Origin of the sequence: Nocardia higoensis NBRC 100133, assembly GCF_000308595.1 — a bacterium.
GTDB classification, from domain to species: Bacteria; Actinomycetota; Actinomycetes; order Mycobacteriales; family Mycobacteriaceae; genus Nocardia; species Nocardia higoensis.
The window spans coordinates 162,361-177,641 of record NZ_BAGA01000077.1 but is presented as its reverse complement, the minus strand read 5'-3'; the positions used below and the strand labels follow the sequence as shown (position 1 = coordinate 177,641).

Below are 15,281 nucleotides of genomic sequence, written 5' to 3'. Positions count from 1 at the left end.
GAGCCTACAACTCGCGTCGACTAGATGACGCGGACGTCCTGAGCCTGCGGGCCCTTCTGGCCCTGCCCGATCTCGAACTCCACGCGCTGCCCCTCGTCGAGGGACTTGAAACCCGAGCCGCCGATGGCGGAGTAGTGCACGAAGACGTCAGGGCCGCCTCCGTCTTGGGCGATGAAGCCGAAGCCCTTCTCGCCGTTGAACCATTTCACGCTGCCTTGAGCCATGTTAAAAAAATTTCATTTCTGTAGATGAGCCGTGCTCGATTTAGCCCGGTCTCCGGGACCACTATGCCACACCCACGGAGATTCCGCACATCGGGCTCCGAACGACCGGAGCCGACCGCAGCTTCGACGCCGCGGATGGGCCGGAAAGTCCGCGCTGCCCGCGGCGCACTCCGACACGCTGCGCAGCTGCACGCTCACCAACGAACGTCGTTGCCGGACAAGAGCTTTCGGCTATATGTAAGCGCCTGCGGAGCCTGTCGGCGACGCTTGGGCTCGAAGGTGGACTCGACCTCGGATTTCCTGACGGCCTTCGCCTTCTTGTCCGCGCGTTTTGCCTCGAGGGATTTTCCGGACTTCTTCGCAGCAGTGCTGCGGGGAGATTTGCCGGACATAGACGTCCTTCGTTTCGAGGACCTGAACGGCCCGCCGCCCCATGCCTACGCGAGTCGGTTCGTGGGCGACCGCCGCGACCGGCTGTGCGCCATCCCGAGGCATGGCCGACGCCCTGGCCGCGCCCGTCGCCCGCCGCTGGGCGGCCAACCACTCCGACTGATGCCCGAGGGGCGGTGACCCGACTCTTTCCGGTTGCCCGTCGTTTCTCATAGGGATACGTTGTATCCATAGATGCCGAGCTCCCCCGGCCGGCTGCGACACGAGGACGAGCCACGCGCCGCGTTCGCTTGTAAAGGATTGATATGGGACCGCATCCGCACGGCTGGTGGATCATCGTGCACATCGTGTTGTTCGTCTTCTGGCTGGGCGGCGATCTCGGCGTCTTCTACTCCAGCCGGTATGTCATCGACCCGCAGATCAGCCCGGAGGCACGATCGACCGCGCTGAAGATCATGAGCGGGCTGGATCTGGCGCCGAAGATCTGCCTGGTGCTGTTCCTGCCCAGCGGCGTGACGCTGATGGCGGCCGACCCGCACGGCGCGCGACTGTTCGGCCACGACCTGTTCCCCTGGTGGCTGGTGGTGCTGACCTGGCTGTTCGCGGCGGGCTGGCTGACCCTGACGGTGATCCAGCACCGCACACACGGGAGCTACCCGCTGGTGGCCAGGACCGACCTCGCGATCCGGTATGCGGTGGTCGCCGGCATGGCGGCGGCCGGGCTGTACGCGATCCTCGTCGACGAGCCGTTCGGGGTGACGACCGAGCCGCGCTGGCTGGGCGCCAAGATCGCGCTGTACGCGACGGCGATCGCCGCAGGCCTGGGCATCCGAATGACATTGCGGCCCTTCGGTCCCGCCTTCGGCGCTCTCATGACGACCGGTTCGACCAGCGAGGTCGAACATGCCATCAAGCGCAGCGTGGACGGATGCCTGCCCTATGTGTGGACGATCTGGGGAAGCGTGCTGGTGGCCGCCGCGCTCGGCGTACTCAAGCCGGGGGCGGATCTCTGACCCCCGGCGCTCATCCGGCGTAACCCAGTTGCGCCGAGATGGCGCGCCCGGCTTTCAGCAACAGGGGAACGAATTCGTCGATCCGCGGCTCGAAACGCGACTGTGGTGCGCACACGCTGATGGCGGCCATGACGCCACCGTCGTGATCGAGAATCGGGGCCGCGATCGAGGCGGCGCCGAGCTGGCGCTCCCCCACCGAGACGGCGTAGCCGCGCTTGCGGATGGCCGCCAGCTCGGTGCGCAAGGCGGTGCGGCTGGTGATCGTGGCGTCGGTGAACGCGACCAGTTCCTGCTTGCGCAGATAGTCGTCGATGTCCTTCTTGTCGAGGTAGGCCAGGATCACCTTCGAGGAGCTGCCCGCGTAGAGCGGATACGGCACGCCGAGGGTGACCTCCACGCGCAGTTCCTGTTCCGGCACGACCTGATCCACATACATCCTGGTGTCGCCGCGCCGGATCGACAGCGTCACCGTCTCGCCGGTGAGCGAGCCGAGGCGGCGCAGTTCCGGAGCGGCCATGATGCGCAGGTCGGTGCGCGCCATATAGGCGCGGCCGAGAGCGATCGCGGCGTGACCGAGGGTGTAGCGGCGGGTGGCCGGCTCGAAGGCGATCAGGTCGCGATTGCGCAGCGCGGTGAGGATGCGATGCACCGCGGCCTTGGTGATGCCGAGTTCGGTGGCGATCTCGGTGACGCCCAGATCGGCGCGGCCGGAACGGCCGAACAGCAGCAACACGTCCATCGCGCGCTCGACAGCAGCGATCGACCGGCTCGGGCTCTCGGACTCTGTGATGGACACGCTTGCCAGTGTAGGCGACCGAATTTCCCTGGGGGAAACACGACAGACATGCGTTCCCCTTGCGAGCCCCCCGGCATGGCGTTACCTTGTGCGAGACGGTGTTTCGACAGCCGAAACGAGAGGTGCGTCGTGGATCGAGGGACTAGTCAAATGATCGGTGAACGACTCGTCGAAGACATGACCGCGGCCGAACGTGAGCGCGCCGAGCGGGTGGATTCGGTTCTACCTGCCCTGCGCGCCGCGGCCGACGAGGCAGATGCCACCGGCACCTTTCCCGCGGGCCATATCGCTCTGCTGCGGGATGCCGGACTGCTCGGGCTGATCGTGCCCGAAAAATTCGGCGGCCTGGGCGGCGGACTGCGTGACCTGGCAGCCGCCACGTATGCGATGGGCACGGCATGTCCGTCCACCGCGCTGTCCTATTTCTTCCACAACACCAGCGCCTCGCGCGGCCTGCTCCCGCTCGAGGCCATCGACGCGGGACTGTTCGACGCCGAGGAGATACCGGTGGTGGCCGCGTTCGCGGAGAAGGTGCTCACCCGCATGGCCGACGGGGTGTGGCTGGCGAACTTCGCCTCCGAATCGGTGAAGACCGAGGCGGCCAACATCACCATCGCGACCACCGCGACGAAGGTCGACGGCGGCTGGATTCTCAACGGCGAGAAGTCCTTCGGCTGCGCGACCGGCGTCGCCGACTTCTACCTCACCTCGGCCAAGCTCGACGGCTACGACACCGCCGCGGGTATCGCGACCTTCTTCGTGCCCCGTGATGCGGAAGGCGTCAGCACCCGCGCGCCGTGGGACGGGCTCGGCATGCGCGCCACCGCCAACAACGGCATCCGCTTGGCGAACGTCTTCATCGCCGACGACGAGGCACTCACGGTGCCCGGCGCGTTCCCGAAGATGCTCACCCAGAGCCGCGGCAGTTTCGTCGGCAATCAGCTCGCCATCGCCGCCGCGTACACCGGGTGCGCGCAGAACGTCTACGACGAGGCGGTCGCGGCGGCCACCTCGAAGACCTTCGCCGACACCGGCAAACCGGTCGCCTCCTCCCCCGTGCACCAGCTCCTCTTCGGCGAGATGACCCGCCAGCTGCAGACCGCCTACCTGTGGCTGCGCTACCAGCTCACGGTCGAGACCGCCGATCCGCCGTTCAAGTCCAAGCAGGACGTGTTCACGCAGTGGCGGCTGGGCAAGGGCTCGGTGACCGAGGCCTGCTTCCAGGTCGCGCTCGGGGCGCTGAAGGCGGGCGGAACTTCGGCGGCGTCGATGCAGGGTGCGGCGGGCCGCGCGCTGCGCGACCTCGCGATGGGACTGGTGATGACCTTCCCCGCCGAGCGCGGCATGCTCGAGGTCGCCCGGATCGTGACCGAGGCGAAGGCCAACGAACTGTTCACCACCGCACCCGCCGAGGCGAAGTGATGGACGTGGAGCTGCCCCCGGTCCTGGACTACATCGACGGCGAATGGGGCACACCCAGCGTCGATCTCGGCTTCGATCTGGAGGATCCGGCCACCGGCGCGCCGACCGTTCGCGCGGTGGCCACGTCCGCGGCGCGGATCGAGCGCGGCCTCGCGGTCGCCGCGGCCGCGGGCGGTCCGGTCGACCCGGATGTCCTCGACGCGATCGCCGACGCCCTGGAACCGGGACTGGCCGCCGTCGCCGCACTCGACGCGGCGACCACGGGTGTTCCGTTGCGGCAGGCCGAACCACTCGGCGTGATCGTCGCCGGGTCGTTCCGGCTGGCCGCCCAGCAGGTGCGGGCGGGCATTCTGCGCGAGGACCGCGACGGTATCGAGGTGTATCGCCTGCCGCTCGGCCCCGCACTGTGCCTGGTGCCGTGGAACGCCCCCGCGCCGATGGCCGCACACAAGGTGGCCAATGCGCTGGCGGCGGGATGCCCGGCGATCCTCAAGAGCAGCGAACTGACCCCGTTCAGTTCCGTCGTGCTGGCAGAGGTCATCGCGGCGCATGTCCCGCCCGGCATGTTCCAGCTCGTGCACGGCGGTGCGCAGACGGGCGCCGCGCTGGTGGCCGATCCGCGGATCAAGGCGGTGTCCTTCACCGGCGGCGTGCCGGGCGGGAAAGCGATCGCCACGGCCAGCGCCGGACTGCTGCGGCCGGTGCAACTCGAGCTCGGCGGGCACAATCCACTGGTCGTGCTGCCCGATGCCGATACCGACACCGCCGCGCGGATAGCGGTGGAACTGCTCACCACGCTGAACGGGCAGTGGTGCCGGGCGCTCGGGCGGTTGATCCTGCCCGAATCGCGCGCCACCGAGATCGTCGACGCGATCGGAAAACGTCTGGGCGAGTTGGTGATCGGCTCGCCATTGGATCCCGCGACCGACCTGGGTCCGCAGATCCACTCCCGGCACACCGCGATGCTGACCGGGGCCGTCGCCGGGATGCCCGCGCGGTCGTTCGGCACGCCACCGGCCGAGGGCAACTACTTCCCGCCGACCCTGGTCGAACAGGATCTGCCCGACGAGGTGTTCGGACCGGTCGCCGCCGTCGTCACCTACGACGAGCGCACCGATCCGGCGGAGGTGGCCAATGCCGTGCCCTACGGCCTGGAAGGCTACGTGTGCGGCGCCGACCTCGAGCGGGCGCTGGCGGTGGCGCGCCGGATCCGCGCGGGTGAGGTGAAGGTCAACGGCTCGACGATCATGAGTCTGCATCTCATGACGCCGCGGCCCGCGTGGGGTCTGTCCGGTCTCGGTGAGGAGGGCACGGCCGAGACGCTGCGGTTCTTCACCGGCGCCCGGGTCGTCGGCATCGAGGGGCGCTTCGCCCTGCACACGTCATGAGCGAGCCGCACGTGGTGGTCGCCGGGGCGGGCCCGGTGGGCCTGACGGCCGCACTCGCACTGGCCCGCCGCGGCGTCACGGTGACGGTGCTCGAGCAAGGGCCGGATCTGGCCGCGGAATCGCGCGCGTCGACCTTCCATCCGCCCACGCTGGAGATGCTCGAGCGCCTCGGCGTCGTCGAGACGCTGCTCGAACGCGGAATCGTCGCTCCGACTTTCCAATACCGCGATCGGCGCGGCGGTGAGATCGCCACCCTCGATCTCGCGGTGCTCGCCGCGGACACCGCCTTCCCGTATCGCGTGCAGTGCGAACAGAGCAGGCTCACCCCGATCCTGCTCGACGCGCTGCCACCGGAGGCCGATATCCGCTTCCGGCATCGTGTCCAGGGCGTGGTCCAGGACGGCGACAAGGTCCTGATACACACCGATCAGGGTGTGCTGCAGGCGGATTGGCTGATCGGGGCGGACGGCGCGCATTCGGCGGTCCGCAAGGCGCTCGGCGCGGAGTTCGCGGGAACCACCTATCCCGAACGCTTCCTGGTGGCCTCGGTGGACGAGGATCTCGAGGCCGCGCTGCCGGGGATCGCACTGATCAACTACGTGTTCGATCCGCAGGAATGGCTGGTGCTGCTGCGGACTCCGCACCATTGGCGGGTGCTGCTGCCCACGCCCGCCGACACCTCCGACGACGACGAGATCGCGCGGCTGCCCGAGCGATTGCGCGGTGTCGCCGATCTCGGCAGGCCGTGGCACATCCTGCACGCCTCGCTGTATCGGGTGCACCAGCGGGTGACCGAGCAGTTCCGGTTCGACCGGGTGCTGCTCATGGGCGACGCCGCGCACGTCAACAATCCGCTCGGCGGACTGGGGATGAACAGCGGCATGCACGACGCGGTGACGATGGCGACCGCGCTCGCCGACGTCCTGGACGGCAGCCCCGACGAGGTGCTGACCGAGGCGGCGCGGCGACGGCGCACGGTGGCGGTGGATCACGTGCAGCGCACCAGCCACGACAACTGGTCCCGGATCCGTGGCGACAATGCCGCCGAACACGAGCGGTTGCGCAGGCTCGCCGCCGACCCCGAAGCGGCGCGCGCCTATCTGCGCCGCGCCTGCCTGATCGATTCGCTGAAGTGAGGTCGCCGCCGTGACGTGGATCGAACGGGAGAATCCGGCCGCCCCGGCACAGATCGTCGGCGCGGTGCCGCGCACCGAGCCGTCGGCGGTGGACGCGCTGGCGCGGCAGGCGCACGAGCAGTTCCTGGACTGGTCGCGCCGGCCGATGACCGAACGGCTGGCGGTGTTGTCCGAGGCGGCCGGGGCGCTGGCGGCGCGGGTGCCGGAGCTGGCGGTATTGCTGGCCAGGGAATCCGGGAAACCGGTCGCCGACTGCCGGGGCGAGCTGACATTCGCGGTCACCTATCTGCGCTGGGTGTGTGCGAACGCCCCGGCGGTGCTGGTCGATTCGGCGATCGACGACGAACTCGGCCGGCTGGAGATCGGGGCGGCGCCGTTCGGGGTGGTCCTCGCGATCACCCCGTGGAACGCGCCGGTCATCCTCGCCATGCTGAAGCTGGGGCCCGCCTTGGCCGCGGGGAATTCGGTGATGCTCAAGCCGTCGCCGCTGGCTCCGCTGACCGTGCAGGCGGTCGCCGAGATGCTGCCGCACACCACCGTCGTGCACGGCGGTCCCGAGACGGTGCTCACGCTGATCGACCACAAGGCGGTTCGCAAGATCGCTTTCACCGGGGGCGAGGCCGCCGGACGGAGCATCGCCGCGGCGGCGGGGCGGGCGCTCAAGCCGGTCCTGCTCGAGCTCGGCGGCAACGATCCGGCCATCTTCCTCGACGATTTCGCGTTGAGCGACAGCGATTACGAACGACTGGTGCTCGCCTCGTTCGCGACCTCGGGCCAGGTGTGCATGGCAGCCAAGCGGCTCTATGTGCCGCGCGGCAGGTTCACGGAGTTCGTCGACTCGTATCGGGCCGCGGCGGCGCGCGTCTTGACGGTGGGTGACCCGACCGACGAGGCGGTCACCATGGGCCCGATGGTCTCCCGGTCGGCGGCGGACCGGGTCGAAGGACTGCTGACCGACGCGGCCGCGCATGGCGGGCGACTCGTCACCTTGGCCGACGCCCCGGACAGCGATGGTTACTTCCTTTCTCCCACTCTGGTTCTCGATCTGCCCGACGACGCCGATCTGGTCCGGCTCGAGCAGTTCGGTCCCGCGCTGCCGGTGCTCACCTACGACACGGTCGACGAGGTCGTGGACCGGGCGAACGACAGCGAACTGGGACTCGGCGCCTCGGTGTGGTCGGCCGACGAGGAACGCGCCTTCGCGGTCGCCGCCCGCGTCGAGGCCGGCTTCACCTTCGTGAACACCCACAACCGCACGGGCATGTCGTTGCGCGCGCCGTTCGGCGGAACGAAGGACAGCGGATTCGGCCGGGAGTACGGCGAGGAGGGCCTGCGCGCGTATGCGCAGTCCGCTGTGCGGCATCTGCCCGCGGCTTTCCGGGCGGGCGGTGCGGGCACGGCCGCCAATGCCTATCCGACCTGAACGGCCCCACGGCACGGGCGCGCGCCGGGCGGCTCGGTCAGCGGTGGTAGTCGACGACCGCGCGGGCAGCCAGGCGCGGTTTCAGCCAGGACGCGAGTTCGAGGTGGGCCGGATGGCCTTGATATCCGCTCAACTCCTCGGCGGAATCGTGCCGGGTCGTCATGCACAGGTCGTAGGACACCGCGGTACCGGCCTCGTCGAGTTCCACGGTCATGGAACGGATCTGGGGCACGGCGGGCGCCATCTCCAGCAGCCGCCGCTTGGCTTCGGACGCATCGGACCGGTCCAGGAATTTCATCAACACGATGTGGTGCAACGCGGTACCGTCCACGGAAGCCCCTCCAGGGAGAAACGCTGTTTCGATGAAAGAAACAAAATCTTATCCGAGGTCGCACGGCTCCGCCCGGGCGCCGACATCCGGTTACGTCGCCATGAAGAGCGCGTTACCCGTCTGGACGACCGACCAGCACTGGTACAGAATCGAGAAATTCGGAAACGCTGTTTCGAACAGCGAAACGCCTGTCATACTGCGTAGCGAGAAGAGGACGATGCCATGAGTCGAGTCGCAGCCGCGCAATTCGCCGCGGGCACCGATGCGTCGGTCAATCTGCTCGCATGTCTGCGCGCGATCGACGCCGCCGCCGAAGCGGGCGCCGAGCTGGTCGTTCTCCCGGAGTTCTGTAACCACCTATCCTGGTACGCCGACCGGGAACACGCACGGCGAGAGGCCCGCCGGCTCGGCGACGACTTCCTCACCGCCGTCTCCGAGCGGGCAGCGCAGCACGAGCTCTACGTCAAGATCGGCATCAGCCTCGCCCGCGACGACGGCCGCACCACCGCGACCAGCCTGCTCTACGGCCCGGACGGCGCCCTGCTCGGCGAGTCCGACAAGCAGGTGCTGATGGGCGCGGAGAACGACTACTTCGATCCGGGCGAGGTCGATTCGCCGGTCATCGACACCCCGCTCGGACGCCTCGGGATGTATGCCTGCATGGAGGGCGTCATCAACGAGGTCACCCGCTCGATGGCCGTTCGCGGCGCGCAGATCTTGTTGAACAGCCTGAATTCTTTCGCCGTCGACGAGGCGAGCCTGCACGTCCCGGTGCGCGCCGCGGAGAACAAGGTGTGGGTGGTCGCCGCCAACAAGGTCGGCCCGCTGCTACCCGAGGACGAGCTGCCCGCTATCGCCGCGAAGCTCGGCGTGCCCGCGGACCGCCTGCACGGCGCGGGCGAGAGCCAGATCGTCGCCCCGGACGGCACCGTCGTCGCCATCGCGCCGCCCACCGGGGAGGCGATCGTCGTCGCCGATATCGACCCGGCCCGCGCCGACGACAAGGTCCGGCCCGACGGCACCGACCTGCTGGCCGTGCGCAGGCCGGAGATCTACGGACCGTTGAGCGAGCCGTCCGAGCGCACCGCGCAGCCGGGCGCGGCCACCGTGTCCGCCGCGGTGATGGAACCGGATGCCGCGTTGATCGCGAAGGCCGCTCAGGCCGGAGCCGGTCTCATCGTGCTACCCGAGCTGGCCGCGATCACCGCCGAACAGGTGCGCGAGGCGCTTTCGGGCACGGCCGCCCACGCGGTGTTCTCGGTCCGCGACGGCGCGGCGCACCACGGACTGCTCGTGAACGCGGGCGGCATCGTCGGCCGACAGCCGCAACTGCACGCGACCGCCCGGCACCCGTGGCTCACCGAACTCGGCGACCACCTGCTGATCTTCGAATTGCCCTGGGGGCGGCTGGCGGTCGTGGTCGGCGACGACGCGCTCCTGCCCGAGACCTTCCGCCTGGCGGCGGTCGCCGACGCCGATGTCGTCGCCGTCCCGCACTCGCCCTCGGAGCCGTGGGAGTACCGGCTCGGCCTGCCCGAGCGCGCCGCCGAGAACCGGCTGAACGTGGTGAGCGCGGGCTACGACGGGAATGCCGAATTCCACGGCGCCTGTTTCGCGCTCAGCCCCGATTTCACGCTGTGGACCACCTGGCAGGGTCCGTTCACCGGGGTCATCAGCCATCCCGTGGTGAGCGAGACGGTCGCCGGATCGGTGAGCCTGCGCGGCACCATCCGGCCTGCCCAGGCGGTGAACCGCAACGTCTCCAAAGGCACCAACCTCGTGGACGGGCGCCCGCGCAGGCCGCTCGCCGCCGCTACTACAGGAACGGAGTGAGAAGGTGAGCGAAACGCTCCAACACGTCGAGCAGATGGTCGACCAGGCCCCGCGCGCCGACGTCACCGAGACCTTCACCGAATGGCGCGCCCTGCTCACCGAACTGAAGGATCGGCTGGCCGAGCGCTTCGAGCTGGTGCGCGATCCCTGCACCGAGGAACTGGAGACCTACGGCGATCCGGCGAAGGGCCCGTCCGGCAGCCTCGCCGCCTACACCGGTCCCGAGGTCGACTGGCTGGTGCACTCCTGGATCGGTGATCCGAGTTCCGGATTCGTGAATCTGCACCTGACCCTCTGGCTCGGTCCGCAGATCCAGGTGCCGCACCTGGGCATCGCCATGCTGCTGTGGCCGGAGGGCTGGTTCTACGTCGACTCGATCCCGCGCGGCGATCTCGTGGCCGACGGCGAGTACTTCGACAGGTACTACGACCCGAACGACACCGCGTGGCTCGATTTCAAAGCGGCCCATCCGGATTTCGTGTGGTTCACCAGCCGCACCGGTTTCATCCGGTCGAGCTTGTCGCCCACCGCGTACTGCTACTCGTTCCCGCCGAGCCGCTCGAATCTGGACACCGTCGCCGAGGTGCTGCGCGGCCGGGTCGACCAGTGGCTGGCCTGGGTGGACGAGGCCGAGCCGGTGCCCGCCGAGGAGCGCGCGGCGTTGGCGGCCCGCGACCTGGCCATCCGGCGTAATATCGCCGAGCGCGATCCCGCGAATGTCATGGGTGAGCGGATGTTCGGCGCCGAGGTGACTGCGAAGCTGGTCCGGGCGCTGTGGGGCGGGGACCGGGTGCTGGATCGGCCGGGACAGTCGTGAGCATCATCCGCTCGCTGTGGTGGTCGGTACGCACGCACGGCGAGAGCCCCTTCGACATCGCGCACCTGAAGGTCTACTACCCCGCCGAGGTGCGCGGTGACGATGCCGAACGACTGACCGGCGTGTTCGACGCCGACGGCGCGGGTGCGCCGTACCCGGTGGTGCTGTTCGTCTCCGGGGTCAACGTCGGGCAGGAGGCCTACCGTCGCTACGCCACCGCTATCGCCGAAAGCGGTTTCGTGGTGGTTACTTTCGATCGAGTAGCGGAACTGTTCGGCGGCCAGGTGGGTCTGACCCCCGGCGTCGAACTCGCCGCCGCGCGCCCCGGCGCCTACGGCAACGGCCCTACCTGCCCGGCCATCGGCGCCATCCTGTCCGCGCTCACCGCACTGAACGCCGAAGGGCCGCTGGCCGGCGCGCTCGACCTGAGCCGGGTCGGTCTCGGCGGACATTCCGCGGGCGGCACCGTGGCCCTGCAGTCGGCCCGCTTCTTCCCCGGCATCAAGGCGGTCTTCGCCTGGGGCGCACACACCATGGTCGCCACCATGCTCGGCTGGGATCCGGGTACCGTGCTCCCCGCCCAGGTCGACTGCCCGGTCCTGCTCGGTGTGGGCACCAACGACGGGGTGATCATGGGCAGCGCCGACCGCTACGGCGAGGACGGCGCGAACCGCCCCGACCCGGTCACCAGGACGTTCCGGGAAGCCCTGCCCGGCGACGGACATCTGCTCGCGATCATCGAGGGCGCCAATCACTTCGGCATCGCCGAGGCCGACCCCACCGCGGCCCGCGCCTTCCTCGACGGCCCCGCCGACACCGACGCGCTCGCACCGTTCTCCCGGCTGACCACGCTGTTCCTGCGCGCCCATCTCACCGGCTCACCGCAGGCACGAGCAGAGCTCTCCGAATTCGACGTCTCAGCCGTCGACGACCGCCCGCCCATCGACGCCGACGTCGTCCTGCACCACCGATAGGAGCTTTCCCGATGATGAAGAACTTCTGGTACGCGCTGGAATTCGCGGACCGCGTCACCCGGAAGCCCGCCCGGGTGACCTGCCTCGGCCAGGAATTCGTGCTCTACCGCGATCAGGCGGGCAAGCCGGTGTGCATGTCGGATCTGTGCGTGCACCGCGGCGGCTCGCTGGCCCAGGGCACGGTGACCGGCGACCGCATCACCTGCCCGTATCACGGCTGGCAGTTCGACCCCGACGGCGTGTGCAAGAAGATCCCCGCCAACGCCGAAGGTCGCTCGATCCCGCGCAAGGCCAGAGTGGACACCTACCCGACGGAGGAGCGCTACGGCATGGTGTGGGCCTTCATCGGCGACCTACCCGAGGCCGAGCGCCCGCCGATCCCGCACATCCCCCAGCACGACGACCCGACCTTCCGGATGGTGCAGGTCGAGATGGAGATGGACGCCAACTACGAGCGGGTCTTCGAGAACGCGGTCGACGCCTCGCACACTCCATTCGTGCACGGCACCGCCTTCGGCAATCCCGACAAGCCGGAGATCCCCGAGTTCGTGATCCGCTCCGACGAATGGTCGGCCGAGGCCGACATCCCGATGAGCCCACCGCCGCCGAAAGGGCTGTGGGGCTGGCTGTCCAAACGCAGGCCGCGCCCGGAGCACGTCGTCGTCACCAACGGCTGGTACCTGCCGAACGTGGTGAAACTGCACGTGCGCCTGTCGATCGGCGAGATGATCCTCTACGACTTCAACATCCCCATCTCCGAGGACAAGACGCTGATCAAGATCCTCGGCTACCGCAATTTCTTCACCGGCGCCTGGGCCGACGACAACGCCCGCAAACGCATCGAGCGGATCCTGTTGCAGGACCGTCCCGTCGTGGAGGCCCAGCGCCCGGAGCTGCTGCCCTTCGATCTCGCCGACGAGCTGCACGTGCGCAGCGACGGCCTGCAGGTCGCCTACCGGCGCAGGCGCAATCAGCTGATCAAGGACGGCTGGTGGGTGGGCGGCGACGACATCATCCCCATGTCCGGCCTGCGCCGCAACGCCACCGTCATCGCCTCGCCCACCCGGCGCGAGAACCCCGAATTGGCCAGTGCCTGGGTGCACAAGGCCCGCAACGGAAGTCAGCCCCGATGAGTCTGCCCGCCGCGCTCAGCGAGCGCACCCTCGCCACCCTGTCGGACGCCCTCGGCTCCACCCTCACCGAGGACGTACCGCTGACCAGCCCGATGTCGCCCGAACCGGTCGGCAGCCTGAAGGTGCTGCGCGGCGGCCCGATCGACAAGATCGTTTCGGTGTCGCTGGTGGTGCCGATGATCGGCCTGGACAGCCACATGATCTTCGCCTTCACCGGACCCGATTCGTCGATTCCGCATTTCACCCTGGACTCGGTGTCCTCGCCGGAGTTCCACGCGATGCACCTCGACCTCGTCCCGCGGGCCGACCTGGCGGTACATCTGGACTACCTCGACGAGGTGTTCGTCCCGCTGACACCGTTGCTGGCGGCGGCATGGACCGTCGACGGCATTTCACCTGCGGCAATCGGCCCACGTCAGCGCGCCATGATGTCCCCGTGGATGCTGGTGTGCCGGGCCACGCCCGAAGCCTTCAAGGCACTCGACGACACCGTCGACGGCTACCTGGAGCACTGGCTGACGCTGGTCCGCAAGGGCGTCACCGAGGTGGACGCCGATCTGGCGGGCCGTGACCGCGCCAACCGCGCGAACCTGTTCGATCCCCGTGTCGATCCGGTGTGGGAGCAGGTGACCCGCCTGATCGGCGCCGAGCAGTCCGAGCGGGTGCGCGGGGAGCTGCTGGCATGAGCACGGCGGTCGAACCGAGCGCATGGCAGCAGCGCATCGCCGGCGAATGGGTCGGCCGGCCCTCACTGTTCGACGCCCACGGCGTCTGGCACGGTTTCGAGGACATCCGCCGTTCCTCGGTCTTCGACAACGGCGTCACCACCTACTACATGGACGGCGGCATCCAGGGCAGCGGTGCACTGGCCAACCGGTTCGCGCTGGCCGCGCCGTTCGCGTTCGGGGTGATCGACTCCGATGCCGACCGGCTCTACACCGGACCGGACTTCTTCGGCTCCGGGCAGCCCTACGGCGGTTTCGTGGACGCGCGCTACTACGGGCCCGGGTGGCAGGTCGGCCTGAACACCTGGAACCAGACCATCGGCGACAGCCAGGTGTATTCGTCGGTGCTGCGTCAGGGCCCGGCCATGGTCGGCGTGTTCAACGGCCTCTACACCCGCGTTCCCGAACTCGTCGAAGACCACCTCGCACACGAGACGCGCTGCGGTGCGGTGGCTTTCATGCTGCCGACGAAGGATTCCAGCCGCTATGGCGGCGCATGCGAACTGTGGGGCGCCGATCAGCAGAAGATCGGCGCGGTGCACATCGACCTCGACATCGAGCCGGTGAACCTGTTGACAGCCGTGCACACGGTCACCTGGTCGGGCGCGATGGAGCAGTGCTACCGGACCACGGCGCGGCGCGACGGGGCCCGGCTCTTCTACGAGGGTCCCGACGGCTGGGGAAATGCGACCTCCTACGGCCGCGCCAATTACCCGACGGTGCACTTCGCCGACGGAAAGCGGATCGAGGGCAGGGAATTCATGATGGATGCGCAGCCCGGTATGGGTGCGGGCACCCGCCTCGCGGTGGTCTACGAACTCTTCGAGCACAACCGCCTGGCCTCCGTCGTGCACGGTGTCCTGGAGCGGTCGTGACAGCGCCGGTGAAGACGGTGGCGATCACCGGCGGTACCCGCGGCATCGGCCTCGGCCTGGCCTGGGCGCTGCTCGCCGCCGGGCATCAGGTGGCCGTGTGCGGCACGAACCCCGAACGCGTCGAACAGGTGCGGGCCGAGCTCCCCGACCGCGCGCTGGTCTTCGTCGCCGATGTGACCGATCGTGATCAGCTCCAGAAGTTCTGGGATGCCGGGTGCGAGCGGTTCGGGCGCATCGACATCTGGATCAACAATGCGGGCATCTCGCACGACCGGGCCCGGGCTTGGGAACTGCCCGCCACCACGGCGCAGGCGGTGGTCTCGACCAATCTGCTCGGCGCGATGAACGGCTCCGCGGTGGCGATCACCGGAATGGCAGCCGCCGGTGGCGGGCACGTGTGGAACATGGAGGGCCTTGGCAGCGACGGGCGCATGGTGGCCGGGCTCGGCTTGTACGGCGCGACCAAACGCGCCGTCGGCTATCTCAGCCAGGCATTGGCGAAGGAAGCGCCGGAGGGCGTCTCGATCGGCAGGCTCAGCCCGGGCATGGTCGTGACCGATCTCCTGCTGCACGGCTACTCCGCGGATGAGCTGGTCGCGGTCAAGAAGGTGATGAACATCCTCGCCGACAAGGTCGAGACCGTGACGCCCTGGCTGGCCGAACAGGTGGTCTCGCAGACCCGCAACGGTGCCCACGTGCGGTGGCTGACCACGCCGAAGATCGCGGCACGCTTCGCGATGGCCCCGATTCGCAAACGAGACCTGTTCGGCGACAACGCCATCTCGGCCTGAGAAGAGGAGA

At 68.9% G+C, this 15,281-nt stretch carries 15 protein-coding genes; 12 read left to right on the top strand and 3 right to left on the bottom strand.

Annotation, left to right across the window (positions count from 1 at the left end):
• Positions 1-20: 20 nt before the first annotated feature.
• Entirely contained in the window at positions 21-224 is a 204-nt protein-coding gene (locus ON26_RS13270; RefSeq protein ID WP_040796375.1) for a cold-shock protein, read from the bottom strand.
• Between the two features lie 695 nt (positions 225-919).
• Between ON26_RS13270 and ON26_RS13260 the strand changes: the two genes are divergently transcribed.
• The gene (locus ON26_RS13260; RefSeq protein WP_040796373.1) at positions 920-1,627 is read left to right on the top strand and encodes a hypothetical protein; all 708 of its coding nucleotides are present in this window, start codon (positions 920-922) and stop codon (positions 1,625-1,627) included.
• A 10-nt stretch (positions 1,628-1,637) separates the two neighbouring features.
• Here ON26_RS13260 and ON26_RS13255 read toward each other — a convergent pair whose 3' ends face one another.
• Positions 1,638-2,423, bottom strand: coding sequence for an IclR family transcriptional regulator (locus ON26_RS13255; RefSeq protein WP_218000577.1), 786 nt, complete (start codon positions 2,421-2,423; stop codon positions 1,638-1,640).
• A 150-nt stretch (positions 2,424-2,573) separates the two neighbouring features.
• Between ON26_RS13255 and ON26_RS13250 the strand changes: the two genes are divergently transcribed.
• The 4 genes from ON26_RS13250 to ON26_RS13235 are packed head-to-tail and all read left to right on the top strand — an operon-like array spanning position 2,574 to position 7,792.
• The gene (locus ON26_RS13250) at positions 2,574-3,845 is read left to right on the top strand and encodes an acyl-CoA dehydrogenase family protein (RefSeq protein WP_040796371.1); all 1,272 of its coding nucleotides are present in this window, start codon (positions 2,574-2,576) and stop codon (positions 3,843-3,845) included.
• Positions 3,845-5,233 carry an aldehyde dehydrogenase family protein gene (locus tag ON26_RS13245; protein WP_040796370.1) on the top strand — a complete coding sequence of 463 codons (1,389 nt, stop codon included), beginning with the start codon at positions 3,845-3,847 and terminating at the stop codon, positions 5,231-5,233. Before ON26_RS13250 ends, ON26_RS13245 begins: the two co-directional genes overlap by 1 nt.
• Positions 5,230-6,369, top strand: a complete 1,140-nt coding sequence (locus ON26_RS13240) for an FAD-dependent oxidoreductase (protein WP_040796369.1) — start codon at positions 5,230-5,232, stop codon at positions 6,367-6,369. Before ON26_RS13245 ends, ON26_RS13240 begins: the two co-directional genes overlap by 4 nt.
• A gap of 10 nt (positions 6,370-6,379) precedes the next feature.
• Positions 6,380-7,792, top strand: a complete 1,413-nt coding sequence (locus ON26_RS13235; RefSeq protein ID WP_040796368.1) for an aldehyde dehydrogenase family protein — start codon at positions 6,380-6,382, stop codon at positions 7,790-7,792.
• 37 nt (positions 7,793-7,829) lie between these two features.
• Here the strand turns inward: ON26_RS13235 and ON26_RS13230 are convergent, their stop codons facing one another.
• Entirely contained in the window at positions 7,830-8,123 is a 294-nt protein-coding gene (locus ON26_RS13230) for a Dabb family protein (protein WP_040796367.1), read from the bottom strand.
• A gap of 222 nt (positions 8,124-8,345) precedes the next feature.
• On the opposite strand from ON26_RS13230, the gene ON26_RS13225 reads away from it, so the two are divergent.
• From ON26_RS13225 to ON26_RS13195, 7 genes are read left to right on the top strand one after another with little or no spacing between them, the layout of a single operon-like run.
• The gene (locus tag ON26_RS13225; protein ID WP_040796366.1) at positions 8,346-9,956 is read left to right on the top strand and encodes a nitrilase-related carbon-nitrogen hydrolase; all 1,611 of its coding nucleotides are present in this window, start codon (positions 8,346-8,348) and stop codon (positions 9,954-9,956) included.
• Between the two features lie 4 nt (positions 9,957-9,960).
• The gene (locus ON26_RS13220; RefSeq protein ID WP_051027021.1) at positions 9,961-10,773 is read left to right on the top strand and encodes an oxidoreductase; all 813 of its coding nucleotides are present in this window, start codon (positions 9,961-9,963) and stop codon (positions 10,771-10,773) included.
• Positions 10,770-11,747 carry an alpha/beta hydrolase family protein gene (locus tag ON26_RS13215; protein WP_245545839.1) on the top strand — a complete coding sequence of 326 codons (978 nt, stop codon included), beginning with the start codon at positions 10,770-10,772 and terminating at the stop codon, positions 11,745-11,747. Before ON26_RS13220 ends, ON26_RS13215 begins: the two co-directional genes overlap by 4 nt.
• 11 nt (positions 11,748-11,758) lie before the next feature.
• Positions 11,759-12,880: an aromatic ring-hydroxylating dioxygenase subunit alpha gene (locus tag ON26_RS13210; protein ID WP_040796364.1), complete on the top strand. Its 1,122-nt coding sequence runs from the start codon at positions 11,759-11,761 to the stop codon at positions 12,878-12,880.
• Positions 12,877-13,566: a hypothetical protein gene (locus ON26_RS13205; protein WP_040796363.1), complete on the top strand. Its 690-nt coding sequence runs from the start codon at positions 12,877-12,879 to the stop codon at positions 13,564-13,566. The genes ON26_RS13210 and ON26_RS13205 overlap by 4 nt, the downstream gene beginning before the upstream one ends.
• Positions 13,563-14,480: a hypothetical protein gene (locus ON26_RS13200; protein WP_040796362.1), complete on the top strand. Its 918-nt coding sequence runs from the start codon at positions 13,563-13,565 to the stop codon at positions 14,478-14,480. Before ON26_RS13205 ends, ON26_RS13200 begins: the two co-directional genes overlap by 4 nt.
• Positions 14,477-15,271 (top strand): SDR family oxidoreductase, encoded by a 795-nt coding sequence (locus tag ON26_RS13195; protein ID WP_040796361.1) that lies wholly within the window; start codon positions 14,477-14,479, stop codon positions 15,269-15,271. Before ON26_RS13200 ends, ON26_RS13195 begins: the two co-directional genes overlap by 4 nt.
• Positions 15,272-15,281 lie beyond the last annotated feature (10 nt).

Bases quoted from the DNA above. Each gene is read 5' to 3' on its own strand.
- ON26_RS13270 (WP_040796375.1), bottom strand. From the start codon at position 224: ATGGCTCAAGGCAGCGTGAAATGGTTCAACGGCGAGAAGGGCTTCGGC.
- ON26_RS13260 (WP_040796373.1), top strand. From the start codon at position 920: ATGGGACCGCATCCGCACGGCTGGTGGATCATCGTGCACATCGTGTTG.
- ON26_RS13250 (WP_040796371.1), top strand. From the start codon at position 2,574: ATGATCGGTGAACGACTCGTCGAAGACATGACCGCGGCCGAACGTGAG.
- ON26_RS13245 (WP_040796370.1), top strand. From the start codon at position 3,845: ATGGACGTGGAGCTGCCCCCGGTCCTGGACTACATCGACGGCGAATGG.
- ON26_RS13240 (WP_040796369.1), top strand. From the start codon at position 5,230: ATGAGCGAGCCGCACGTGGTGGTCGCCGGGGCGGGCCCGGTGGGCCTG.
- ON26_RS13225 (WP_040796366.1), top strand. From the start codon at position 8,346: ATGAGTCGAGTCGCAGCCGCGCAATTCGCCGCGGGCACCGATGCGTCG.
- ON26_RS13210 (WP_040796364.1), top strand. From the start codon at position 11,759: ATGATGAAGAACTTCTGGTACGCGCTGGAATTCGCGGACCGCGTCACC.
- ON26_RS13205 (WP_040796363.1), top strand. From the start codon at position 12,877: ATGAGTCTGCCCGCCGCGCTCAGCGAGCGCACCCTCGCCACCCTGTCG.
- ON26_RS13200 (WP_040796362.1), top strand. From the start codon at position 13,563: ATGAGCACGGCGGTCGAACCGAGCGCATGGCAGCAGCGCATCGCCGGC.